The sequence below is a fragment of the Stenomitos frigidus ULC18 genome, from assembly GCF_003003795.1.
GTDB lineage: Bacteria > Cyanobacteriota > Cyanobacteriia > Leptolyngbyales > Leptolyngbyaceae > Stenomitos > Stenomitos frigidus_A.
Window position 1 is genome coordinate 34,244 of the sequence record NZ_PVWK01000159.1, and the last position, 11,710, is coordinate 45,953.

Below are 11,710 nucleotides of genomic sequence, written 5' to 3' on the forward strand. Positions count from 1 at the left end.
TTCAGCGATCAGCTTTCAGCTAATAACTGACTTCTGACTCCTGACGCTTGACCGCTTCAAGCTGATTGCCTCTTTCTCGTGGATGCCGTTCCATCAGTGACCTTACCTGTTCGGCGTGATAGGAACTGCGCGTCAAGGGTGACGCCACTACTTGTAAGAAACCCAGCGATTCGCCATAGGCTCTCCAGGCATCGAACTGCTCTGGGCGCACAAAATCAACGACTCCTAAATGTTTTTGACTCGGCTGGAGATATTGCCCGATCGTCAAAATGTCACAATCCACTGCTCGCAGATCGCGCATGACCTGTTTGATCTCCTCATCGGTTTCACTCAATCCCACCATTACACCTGTTTTGGTATAAACCCAGGGAGCCAGGTCACGGGTGCGCTGCAATAACTCCAGAGATCGGGCATAGCTCCCTTGCGGACGGACATGACGATACAGGCGGGAAATCGTTTCGATGTTGTGATTCAGTACTTCTGGTGCGGCTTTCAGAATAGTCGCCAAGGCATCCCAATTGCCGCAAAGGTCAGGAATCAAGACCTCGATCGTGGTGCCTGGCGAAGCCGCACGAATAGCATGGATGCAGCGATCGAACTGAGTAGCCCCCCCATCGGGTAAGTCATCCCGATTGACTGAGGTCACAACGACATGATTCAGCTGCATCCGGCGTACTGCTTCTGCCAGCCGCTCCGGCTCTGCTGAATCAAGCGGCTGAGGCTTTTTCTCAAAGTCAATATCGCAGTAGGGACAGGCGCGCGTGCAGGCGGGGCCCATAATCAAAAAGGTAGCCGTACCGTTGTTAAAGCACTCGCCAATATTTGGGCAGGAGGCCTCTTCACAGACTGTGTTCAGCCCCAAATCCCGCAATATGTCTTTAACGCTTCCGACCCGCTCCCACTGCGGCGCTTTGACCCGCAACCACTCTGGTTTAACGACCACGCTTCATCCTGAGTTAAACAACGTCTTGTCCATCCTATCAGGCGTAGGCTGGAAGGTAGAAGCTCTGCCAGAGAGGAACGGAGTGTAGCAACCAAAAGCACTAAAGCGGGCTGTTTTCGGGTGGTGAGATCGCCCCTGGGGTCGTCGTGCCTTGCTTCACGTTTAGCGCTGCCGCACCTTTGGGGCTTACCTTAGCGTTGGCTGGCTGAGCCGGCGCTTGCGGCAACGGCGCGACTGTGGCTGGTGCAGGAGCAGGTGCTGCCCCTGTCTGATGCGGGATAGATTGGTGAGAAACCCAGGCAATACCGCCAGCCATCAACGCGGCATAGCCCAAATAGACGTGCATTGAGTTGAGTTGCAAACCGGAGCGTACTTTTGGCTGCTGCCACGACGGCAAGACAGCGGTGGCTGAATCGATCGCTGGCAATGACGCAGCCATTTGATTTCCATCCAACCCCAACGTATTAGCGGCTTGTCGAATAAAGCCTCGCAGGTAAATATCCTCAGGCAAGCGGTCAATGCGCCCAGACTCCAGAGCTTCTAGCTGGTGCATCGGAATCTGGGTCTTGATGTGCAAATGGTAAGGCGACCAGGACCTTTCTTGTCGCGCCTGACGAATCGTCTGCCCCAGGGCTTGTAGGCACGTCTCTCGTGCTTCAAGCGCTGCCTGTAGTGCCAGTTCTCGTTTACTGAGCTTTTTGCGCGGGTTGGCGAGTCGCTTGGCGATGTGGGATGGCGGCGGTGGATAAAGCATGACGCGCTCTCGTGGTAAGGGAGGCGCTTGACTATTGACAGGGAGGACGGCTACCGTAGCGGGACGGTTGTGATCAGCGGCGATCGGTTCTCGATCCGGTGGGCTAACTGGCTGCTGGGGTGCTAGTTGCAGTGTCTTGGGTGCCGCTATTGCTAAGGCAGGGTTGGCAAACTCCTGTTTGGCTGGTTGCTCGATCGCGGGCTTCTTGCGCACCATTTTGCGTAGCGCCAGTCGAATGGCTTCTCTGCCGACTGCTCGTACCATACACTGCACTTGTCTATGCAAATCATCTGGCAATGCTGCCAGGCTAGAGAGCATCTGCCCATAAATCTCGCTTTGATAAAGCTCAGCCTCTACCTGTCCCAAGATCGCCCTTAGTCCATTCAGGGAAACTTCAGCGTTCCCTCCAGGAACCGCCACGCAGTAAGTAGACTCATGTGCCAGCATGCATTGCCTCCCCTATCTAAAAAACCAGCATTAAACAGCTTGCACTGACTACAAACAGCGGTTAACTGGGCGGCGACAAAACCAGCACACAACCTTCGTTTAAAGTAAATAATCAACCTGTCTTCATAACTTCATTCGAAGGGGTTTTGCATTCTTCCGGACGGATATGTTGCAATTCAGAACAAACCGACAAAACGGCAGAGCATGAGCCCTGCCGTCAGCAGCTTTAACAATTTTTTGCCATCTCTAATCGCGACGACTATCGTTAGAAGCGCACTCTTTGGATAGACAACGCTCAAGTAGGGAAACTTGATGCAAGCGCCAAAAGCGGCTTGGCTGTAGAATGACTTTAAAACTGGGGTCGAAAATTGGCTGGCTCAGAAACTGCCAGATTGGGAAGGTAAGCTTGGTGTAGTGTGAAGGCAACATAGGAATCATTCCAGGTAACAGGGGTGGGCAACACCGATCGCAGGCGCTCATGCACTGATCAGTCTTCCACCTACAACCATGCCAAAATCTAGAGCAAATCCCCTTGTAAGGATTGCGGAATCTTTCTCTGCCCATGCTTTAAATGTCTGTATTTCTATGGAGGCGATCGTCCCTTTTTTCGCATCAGGTTGGCTGTTCAGTCGATCGCTCGTTCAGTGCCTCAGGGCTTACAGGCATCAAGGGGCAATGTTAAGCAGTAATGCTATGCAAGATCGTTGATTGACAAGGAACGGTTTGCGCTTCAGCCTTGCCGAAAACGCCATCCACTATCATTGAGCTACCCTTGGCTGAGCTTAGCGATCGCGTGAGTCAGCAGCTGGTAAAATGCGTCAGCTTTGATCGTTTCGACTACATTTGTATTCGTTAGCGGCTCGGTAAGGTGCCACCAATCAACCACGGTGCGCCCCATCGTAAGTTCACTGCTGGTTTCGATCGCCACATGAGCGCGGCGACTAGTGAACAGGTCAGGCTGTAAAAGATAGGCAATTACACAGGGATCATGGAGCGGTGGGCCAGAGAACCCATAGCGCTGCATATCCCGAGCACCGTAGTAAGCAAGTAAACCAAGCATCGCAGCGCTGATGGGCGAGTGAATCGCACGAATGGCACTGAGGCGCTCTGGTGTGGCAATCGCCTGATGTGTGACATCCAACCCCATCATTGTCAGTGGGATTCCGGCTGTGGCAACGACATGGGCGGCGTGCGGATCAACGTAAAGATTAAATTCTGCCGAGGGTGTAATGTTACCCTGCGTCAAAGCCCCACCCATCATCACTATTTCTTTGATGTGTTGGCAAATCGCCGGTTCCTTGACGATCGCCACAGCAATGTTGGTCAGTGGCCCCAGTGTCGCAAGCGTGATGGGTTCCGTTGCTTGCAAGAGCGTCTCGATCAAAAAATCAACCGCGTGTTGCGCTTGCAGCGGCATCTGTGGTTCTGGCAGACTGATGCCGTCTAGTCCTGTTCTACCATGTATGTCTTCAGCCGTGATCAGCGGGCGTAGCAATGGGCGAGAACAGCCTGCGTAGATTGGTAACTCGCTTCTGCCAGCAAGTTCGCAGAGGCAACGAGCATTCTTTTGTGTCAAATTCAGCGGCACGTTGCCAGCGACCGTCGTCACGCCCAAAACGTTGAGCTGCTCTGGAAAGGCCAGCGCCAGAAAGAGTGCGATCGCGTCATCGGCTCCCGGATCGCAATCAATGATAATAGGCTTAGCGACCATGCAAACACGTTTGGCTGGTAACGACTGGAACGGCTTGAAGCCGTTTGGTGATGGATTGCCCAAAGGCGATCGTTGCAGTGAGAGGCAACGCGTCTGAACGGAAGCCGGTTGCGATCGGGTGGAGCGTCAGAAAGGAAATGCTCCACCCCGACTGTTGCAGCGTCCAGGCAGGCAGGCCACTCTCTTGATCGAGGCTGGGATAAATCACCTGTGGCAGGTAGGTGACGCCGATCGCGTCAAAATCTGCACCGGCTTCGTAAAGCTTACGCCGAATCGCGCCCCAGTTGTGAGTGGGTGTTTGAACCGAAGGCTCAGTGTGGTTGGATGCAGTACTACTGGCAAGTGTCGCGCCCATGAAGTCTGTGAGCTTGGCGCAAATATCCTCAAGGCGGGCGCGATCGCCGCGCAAGAGCATCGCTTCTTCAGGTAAAAGTGTTCCGTTCGCTGTGGGCATCCACAGTTCAAAGCAAGTATAGGCATCGATTGGAATTGTCGTTAGTTTGAGGTTAGACGGCAAACCCAGAGGGTTTGGCGCAACCGCAAATGCCACTGGAATGAAGGAGTCAAGCATACGCATAAAGTTCCTTCAGAAGGCTTGAAGGGGTTAAAGGAGACTACAGCAAATTGACATAGCTTGTAGACACCAGCAAGTGGCTTAAACCCCTTACTGGGTGTGAATCATGTCTTGCTTGAGGTCTGCTTGACTGCGACACAGAAGCAAGATCAGTGTTTTAAGCATTAACACCAGCAGTATGGGTACAAGCAGCCCGATGTCTCTTACAGGCAGAATCAACGTGCTGAAATCGTCCTTCTTAAGATGGCTCGTGCTGAGTGAGTTTGTGTACTGCAACGGTAAAAAGACTGTAAAGCAGAGAAGAAGTCTTCAGGCGCTATTACGTAGAAACGCGGTTTCGCCACGAGAAAAGGCTGTTTGAGCATTTGTAGGGCACCCAAACACGCAATTTCTTTAAGAGGCTGTTTGAAACGTCTAGAAAGCTTCTTCAAACCGACCACTTCAAGACCACTTAAGATAAGAGGAAAGTCGTCCAGATTACAATTCGCACTTGATGTACACCATGAACCAGGCTATTGCAGAGGCTGCTGCAATTGATCAAAAGCTATCCAAACGTCCTATTAATCTCGATCCCGGTGGCTACATCATCATCTACCTCGATCATGAGCAAGGGCTCATTTGTGCCAAACATTTTACAAATTTTATCGACGATCGTGGTTTGGCTTGCGATCCAGCGACAGGTAAACCCATCCCCACGCGCAGCAAAGTAGAACGGTTGCCCACTCGTCTGTATAGCGGTAGAACGGCCAAGGAAATCTGCGTCCAGCTTTTTGAGGCGCATGCCCCTTGCCCGATTACGATGATTGACCATGCTTCTTACCTGGGGCGAGAGTTTCAGCGGGCAGAAGCCGCCTTACTCAGTGGGCAAGAGTATGTACAGGACTGACGACAATGGTTAGTGGTTAGAAGTAAAGTCTTCTCTAACGACCAACCACCAACCACTAAAAACGTGCTAGCCTTCTCGGGCTTGCAGGTACAGATAGAAATAATAAGTTGCCATCGGTACAACGGTCGCCACAACAAGGAAACCGATGACCCAGATGGTAGCGTTGCTTTCTTTTGTTTGTTCGGGTGTGGCAAAGGTACCTTCAACCTGGACGTTATCGATGAGTGCTGGCGGACCTGGATCAGGGCGACCAGAGAGTACTGCAACGAGGCGATCGCTAGCACCGAGTAGCGCTTGATTGTACTTGTTCCCTTCCTTCAGCGGAATCAGCACCGTTTCTTGTGTGACGCTTTCAGCAAGCTCGTCAGACAGCTTTGTTTTCACTGCATCACCAGCACTCAGCGCCACATTGTTAGTAAGGTTATCTAACACCAGCAGCGTCTGGTTAGCACTCGCCTCTTGCGTCGGGAACCACAGGTCAAAGAGCTTATTAGTAAAGGTTTCGATCGTTTCGCCGTAATCCAACCGATGAATGGTGACAAAGTGAACTTCGCTACCCGTTTGCTTTGCCAGATCTCCTAGAGCGGTTGCAATTTTGCCTTCATTCGAGCGACTGAGAATTTCGGCCTGGTCAAGCACCCAAGTGCCTACTTTTGGCTTAGGCACTTCGCCGGCACCGGTCGCGTTTGCAGGTGTGGCAAAGAGCTGTGTCGCCAGAATCAAGACCGCTACGGAAAGCAGCAGTTTTTGGCCGACGCACTTCCAGTTGCAGAGGTGGTTAAGGAGGCGTTGCATGATACCGCTCTAGAAAAATGTATCTCTCCAAAATACTACGCTTATAGCGAAGATGGACAGGGGGAGGGGAAGTAAGGAGTGAGGAGGAGGCAGGAGGGAGAAAGTTTTGAGTTTTGAGTTTTGAGTTTGAGTTTTGAGTTCGTGCTGACTCCTGAATCTAGATTTGAGGTTCATCCTTCATCCTTCATCCTTCATCCTTCATCCTTCATCCTTCATCCTTCATCCTTCATCATCTTTCCCCACTCCCCACGCCCTCATTCCTCATTAATGACCATTCAGATAATAGTCTCGCGTGCCTTTGGCGCTGATGGCTTCGCCGAGGCGGGTAAGGGCGTGAACGTAGGCGGCAGTGCGGAGATCGATCGACAGGTCACGGGCAATTAACCAGATGGCCTCTGATTCTTCGACGATGCGCTGCTTCAGCCGTTGATTGATTTCGTCTAACGTCCAGTACAAACCACTGCGGTTTTGTACCCATTCAAAGTAGCTGACGGTCACGCCACCTGCGTTCACCAGGATATCTGGAAACACGTAGATGCCCTTCTCGTTCAGGATGCGATCGGCAGCAGAGGTAATGGGGCCATTTGCCACTTCGTACACCAACCTGGCTCGGATGGTGTCGACGTTGGCTTCAGTAATTTGATTTTCGAGTGCGGCAGGCACCAAAATATCCACATCCAGAGCCAACAATTCAGCGTTAGTGAGGACCTCTTCGGCAGCGGTATGACAAACGGTGTCGTCACAGTAGAACGCTTTGACACCACGGCTAGCATCTTTGAACTGTCGAAGGCTGGGGATGTCGAGTCCGTTTTTGGCATAGACACCACCCTGTGAGTCGCTGACGGCAACAACCTTGTAACCAGCATGAAAAAGCAGTTCTGCGAGGATGGCTCCAGCGTTGCCAAAGCCTTGCACAGCAACCGTTGTCGTACTGGGATGACGATCGAATTTCGGCAACGTGGATTCAATCACAAAAAAGGCACCCATTGCCGTTGCGGCTTCGCGTCCTAAACTGCCGCCCATGCTGACGGGTTTACCGGTAACGACAGCGGGGCAGATCTGGCGCTTAATGATGTTGTATTGATCCATCATCCAACCCATGATCATGGCGTTGGTGTAGACGTCTGGTGCCAGAATGTCAACGTCAGGGCCAATAAAGTCGGCGATCGCGTTAATGTAGCCACGGCTTAACCGCTCTAGCTCCATCCGGGACAATTCTTTGGGATTGACGGTAATACCGCCCTTCGCACCGCCGAAGGGCAGTCTTAACGCAGCACACTTAAACGTCATCCAAAACGCCAGTGATTGCACTTCGTCCAGGGAAACGTCTGGATGATAGCGCACACCGCCTTTACCGGGGCCTCGGGTGTCGTCATAACGCACGCGATAGCCCTGAAAAATTTTGAGCGAGCCGTCATCCATGCGGACGGGAATCGAAACGGTCAGACTGGTTTGAGGAAACTTCAACGTTTCAACGGCATCATCTGAAATGGATGTATATTTCAGTGCTTGTTCTAAGCGTTGACTGGCATCTGCTAATAGTGAGCCGGGGGTCATAAATACTCTTCCTTTCAGTAAAGTCACGATCGCAACGATCGCAAAAAACGACAGGTGTTTCTAAAGACACGAGTGCTTTCTTCAGCAAACCTGCCAATGGGTTTAACCAATAGAGAAACTCTTCGCTTTTCTCTATACTGCCCAAACACCAAACGCCTTGGATACAGTGATCCCCCTTTTAGAGACGAAACGTGACTGTTCTTAAGGCAACGACTGAAAGCGTTTTTATTTCCTTTGTGAGCATTTATGATGTAGCGATCGCACGATCCATAAGAGACAGGCGCAGAAATAACGTACCAGCCAACCACGAATTCTGGTCGGTGCATGGCACTGCCATACACCGACGCTGGGATACTATCTGTTTACAAGTCCCTAAAGTTACCGCATCGTTTTCTCAGGTTCTCTTGAAGGCACGGCAAGGTTGAGCAACGTGTTAACTTTTTTCAGTAACTCAACCGTGGAGAACCCTTTGGTTAAATAATCGTTGGCCCCTAAACGTCGAGCCTCATCAAACCATTCTTCTGATAAGCGTGATGAAACAACCAGAATGGGAACATCGATAGCGGCTTGACGACAGCGATCGACCAATGTAAACCCGTCCATATTTGGCATTTCAATATCAGTGATCACCAGATTGGGATGAGGGTTTGCCTGGAGCCAGTTCCAGGCTTCTTGTCCATCAGCACAGGTATGGGTGACATAGCCACAACTATGCAGGCTTGCCTCCAGTCTGCGACGCATCAACGCGGCATCATCCACAATCAGAATCGATTGAGTCTGGTAGTCAGGGTTCCAATCATTTGGCTCAGACGGTGCGATCGGGTCGGTTGTAGTCTTGGGCTCTGGAACCGTTAATAGCTGTTCGATTACTGTCCGTGCTTCTAAAACCGGGACTAAAGCCCCGTTTGGCTGTAGGCTTACACCAATCAAACCGTTGGGTGTTGTCAGCGGCAGCGGTATAGGGTTGATGATTAATTCCGCCTGTTCTAAGAGTTCGTCAGCCATTAGCCAAACGCCTTGCTGGCTACCTTCCACCGCAATGTAGAGGCAAACAGTTGTATCAGCTAACGTCCGATCGATCGATCGTGACTGCCAGTATTTGAGCAAATCTAGCGCTGGCAGTGATCCGGCTTCATTGTGAATGGTCCAGGCGTAGGCGTGGTTTGCATCCTCGACCGGCGATACGCTCAAGTCACTTAATAACGTAATGTTGCGGATGTCATCTTCTGGAATCGCGACGATCTGATCACCTGCTTGCAGCAAGACGCAGGGAACCAATAACCGTGGTACTGGGAATTGGAGCTGAAACGTCGTGCCGCTACCAGGCTCAGTACTGAGGCTGAGCCGTCCACCTAAGCGAGCCACCTGGGCGGCAACCACATCCATCCCAACCCCGCGTCCAGAGATTTCACTCACCTGGTTTTGAGCGCTGAAGCCCGGTTGGCAAAGGACAGCCAGGAGATCCGCTGGCGTTTGAGCCTTGCACAACGGTAGGTGTAAAGCCTGGGCTCTGGCTTGAATGGCATGAGCATCGATCCCACGGCCGTCATCATGAATCTCAAACTGAAAGCGATTGCCCTGCCGCTGGAGGGATAGCGTAATCGTGCCCTGCTCCGGTTTACCCTTGGCAGCCCGTTCATCGGGAGATTCCAACCCATGATCGTAAGCATTACGAATGAGATGGAGTAAGGCTGGTTCCAGATTGCGAGCGATCGTAACATCCAGTTCCGTTTTCTCTCCCTGCACCAGCAGTTGAGCAGGCTTGTTATAGCGAGTGGTGAGGTCACGCAAGATCGCTTTGGCGCGGAAGCTCAAGTTTTGGAAGGGCACCAGTCGACTATCTTCGATCGTGCTTTGCAGCCTGAGCACGTTACGATCCACGTTTTGTAGATAGTCAGAGATTTGTTGCGTCGTTTTCCCGGTTTCTGCCCCAATCTCCGACAGACGAAGGCTCGTCTCAAGCAACCGATTGATGACTGTGTATCCTTGCCGATAGCGTTCAGGCGTTGGCCCGGCGTTAGCCTGTGTACTATGACTCAGTTCCTCAAGCAGGGTATAGTCATCTTGAATCTGGCGAAGATGCGTAATGTATTGTGTCCCTTCCTGGGCAAGCGCCATAATCTGTGTGATCTGGCTCTGTAACGCTTGATAAAAGCCTTGCGTAGTGCGCAAGGCTAGCAGAGTCTCTACAAGATGCTGAGCGGATTGATCCAGCGTCTCTAGGGGGACTGGAATTTGCACTTTTCCCAGTGTATCGTTCGCGCGATCGGCCCTCGGCGGCAGATTTTTGTTCGCAACCGAGGCGGGGTGTAGCGATTGGGCTCCATTAACAGCCTCACTTTGCCCCTGCATAGACGACGAGGAAGCAACCGAACCATTGCTCGGGATCGTCGGATCGAGCCAATCCTGTACTTGCTCAGCATCCAGCGGATAAAGCGTTCGAGGTTTTGGCTCAGGGGGTGGCTCAAGCTCCCCGTGCTTGTCTGCCAGACTGTTATCATCCAGTCGTTGGTCGTTGCCTGCAAAAAAGGTTGAGTCATCTAGGGAGAAGGAGTTGTCTAGAAAATCAACGACCTGTGGTACTGGCGTGGCTTCAAACGGCGTCAAGACATCGAGAAACGTACTCACAAGCCAATCTTGATCGGGTTCGGCGGCTGTTTGTTCTGCCTCGTTGTTTGGCGGAAGGACTGCATCAAGAGCCTGATGATCGTCTATATGGTCGTCTATAAGGCTGCTTTCCTTAGGGCTGCTTTCATTGATCGGTCGATCGTCGTCTAATTGTGGATCAACGCTTGCCTGCAGAACTCCATCATTAAGAACTCCATCATCAAGGGAAGGCTCAACGAGCCACTCAACCGCTTCTGTCGCCGTAGTCTCCGCCACAGGAAACGTATCGAGAAACGTATCAAAGTTAGCAATGGCGTCCGTTGGTTCAAAGTAATCGAGTAATGTCTCCGTCCCTTGCAGGTCAGAGTGCGCGAAGGCTTGAGTATCCAGTGCTGCCGATGCCTCGCCCCAATCATGGTGCGCATTCGCATCGAAAGCAACAGTCTGAGGGTTGGAGAGCTGAGCCTCGGCAAGCTGAATCTTGGCGGGCTGAGCATTGGTAGGCTCAAAGCTGGCAAACTCAGACGGTACCGACTTGCCGCCTTGTTTTGCACAGGTCTTGAGTGCTTGAAAGAGCAGCGCCCACTGCGATCGCCAAACAGCACTGTCTCGACAGTCCAACAATGGTTGTGCGTGCTGCAAGAGCTCCGACCAACCAGCCGCAAGTTGCAACTCTTCACCAATTTGGGCCAGTTGTTTCAGAATCTGCTGCGCCGTGTGAAACGTGCCGTCAGGAATCGATCCTTGCTCTGGCAGGCGCTCTAAGGCAATATCCAGTTCCAGCACCACCAGATCCAGCCCTTCTTCCGCAAACTCCTGATGGAGCTGACTGATCTCATCCCACTGTGGCAGATAGCGCCTGCGAATGTCCTGGTGTAGCACCTGGATGCGGCGGAGAATAGGCTCCTGGTTCTCGGCTTGCTGGGGCTCCAGAGAGCCCGTCAGCAGCTCTCCGGCCTCGATCAAGGCTTGGCTCAGATGGTCATCGGCTAAGCTGGGTGCTTGTTCAAGATAGCGTAAATCGGCTAGTACATCTTCTAGGGCAGTCGCAACATACAAAACCGCTTCTGCCCCGATCGTCACAGCGCCACCTTTAATGGTATGCACACAACGATAGAGTTCCTGGATATCCGATCGCCACGATGGAGCCTGGAGTGATTGAGCAATCTGGCTATATCGCTGCAGATAATTTTGCGTATCAACGGCGAAAAGACCGCGAAGTTCCTGCTGTAGCTGCTCTTCAGCAAGCGCTTCAAAGCTTTGGGAAAAATCAATCTCTGGAATCGACATAATGCATCATTAAAGGAAAAGATTCAGAGAACATACAGCCGTTGGCAGCAAAAGGAAGCGGCCATCTCAGCCTGAAAGGCAGAGTTGTAGACTTTTTTACCACTGAACTACTGCTGTTTTAAGTTAAGCGTTTAATTGTCAACCAC

Annotated in this window: 10 protein-coding genes; 1 reads left to right on the forward strand and 9 read right to left on the reverse strand. The window is 51.9% G+C overall.

Features of this window, described 5'->3' with window-relative positions:
- Positions 1 to 19: 19 nt before the first annotated feature.
- The 6 genes from lipA to C7B82_RS29825 form a co-directional block, all read right to left on the reverse strand.
- Positions 20 to 943, reverse strand: a complete 924-nt coding sequence (gene lipA, locus C7B82_RS29800; protein ID WP_106260842.1) for a lipoyl synthase — start codon at positions 941 to 943, stop codon at positions 20 to 22.
- Between the two features lie 100 nt (positions 944 to 1,043).
- A complete protein-coding gene (locus C7B82_RS29805; protein ID WP_106260844.1) occupies positions 1,044 to 2,144 on the reverse strand; it encodes a helix-turn-helix domain-containing protein in 1,101 nt (366 codons plus the stop codon).
- A 349-nt stretch (positions 2,145 to 2,493) separates the two neighbouring features.
- A complete protein-coding gene (locus C7B82_RS34485; RefSeq protein ID WP_281259066.1) occupies positions 2,494 to 2,628 on the reverse strand; it encodes a hypothetical protein in 135 nt (44 codons plus the stop codon).
- A gap of 282 nt (positions 2,629 to 2,910) precedes the next feature.
- The gene (locus C7B82_RS29815; RefSeq protein ID WP_106260847.1) at positions 2,911 to 3,855 is read right to left on the reverse strand and encodes a nucleoside hydrolase; all 945 of its coding nucleotides are present in this window, start codon (positions 3,853 to 3,855) and stop codon (positions 2,911 to 2,913) included.
- Positions 3,845 to 4,426 carry a hypothetical protein gene (locus C7B82_RS29820; protein WP_106260848.1) on the reverse strand — a complete coding sequence of 194 codons (582 nt, stop codon included), beginning with the start codon at positions 4,424 to 4,426 and terminating at the stop codon, positions 3,845 to 3,847. Before C7B82_RS29820 ends, C7B82_RS29815 begins: the two co-directional genes overlap by 11 nt.
- Before the next feature lie 93 nt (positions 4,427 to 4,519).
- Positions 4,520 to 4,705, reverse strand: a complete 186-nt coding sequence (locus C7B82_RS29825; protein WP_106260850.1) for a hypothetical protein — start codon at positions 4,703 to 4,705, stop codon at positions 4,520 to 4,522.
- 226 nt (positions 4,706 to 4,931) lie between these two features.
- Between C7B82_RS29825 and C7B82_RS29830 the strand changes: the two genes are divergently transcribed.
- A complete protein-coding gene (locus tag C7B82_RS29830; RefSeq protein WP_106260967.1) occupies positions 4,932 to 5,315 on the forward strand; it encodes a DUF4346 domain-containing protein in 384 nt (127 codons plus the stop codon).
- 66 nt (positions 5,316 to 5,381) lie between these two features.
- On the opposite strand, the gene psb32 is transcribed toward C7B82_RS29830, so the two are convergent.
- From psb32 to C7B82_RS29845, 3 genes are all read right to left on the reverse strand, one after another.
- A complete protein-coding gene (gene psb32, locus C7B82_RS29835; protein WP_106260851.1) occupies positions 5,382 to 6,110 on the reverse strand; it encodes a photosystem II repair protein Psb32 in 729 nt (242 codons plus the stop codon).
- A 264-nt stretch (positions 6,111 to 6,374) separates the two neighbouring features.
- The gene (locus C7B82_RS29840; RefSeq protein ID WP_106260853.1) at positions 6,375 to 7,667 is read right to left on the reverse strand and encodes a Glu/Leu/Phe/Val family dehydrogenase; all 1,293 of its coding nucleotides are present in this window, start codon (positions 7,665 to 7,667) and stop codon (positions 6,375 to 6,377) included.
- Positions 7,668 to 8,045: 378 nt separating this feature from the next.
- Positions 8,046 to 11,564: a response regulator gene (locus C7B82_RS29845; RefSeq protein WP_106260854.1), complete on the reverse strand. Its 3,519-nt coding sequence runs from the start codon at positions 11,562 to 11,564 to the stop codon at positions 8,046 to 8,048.
- Between the last annotated feature and the right edge of the window lie 146 nt (positions 11,565 to 11,710).

Bases quoted from the DNA above. Each gene is read 5' to 3' on its own strand.
- C7B82_RS29830 (WP_106260967.1), top strand. From the start codon at position 4,932: ATGAACCAGGCTATTGCAGAGGCTGCTGCAATTGATCAAAAGCTATCC.
- C7B82_RS29840 (WP_106260853.1), bottom strand. From the start codon at position 7,667: ATGACCCCCGGCTCACTATTAGCAGATGCCAGTCAACGCTTAGAACAA.
- C7B82_RS29815 (WP_106260847.1), bottom strand. From the start codon at position 3,855: ATGGTCGCTAAGCCTATTATCATTGATTGCGATCCGGGAGCCGATGAC.
- C7B82_RS29805 (WP_106260844.1), bottom strand. From the start codon at position 2,144: ATGCTGGCACATGAGTCTACTTACTGCGTGGCGGTTCCTGGAGGGAAC.
- psb32 (WP_106260851.1), bottom strand. From the start codon at position 6,110: ATGCAACGCCTCCTTAACCACCTCTGCAACTGGAAGTGCGTCGGCCAA.
- C7B82_RS29845 (WP_106260854.1), bottom strand. From the start codon at position 11,564: ATGTCGATTCCAGAGATTGATTTTTCCCAAAGCTTTGAAGCGCTTGCT.
- C7B82_RS29820 (WP_106260848.1), bottom strand. From the start codon at position 4,426: ATGCTTGACTCCTTCATTCCAGTGGCATTTGCGGTTGCGCCAAACCCT.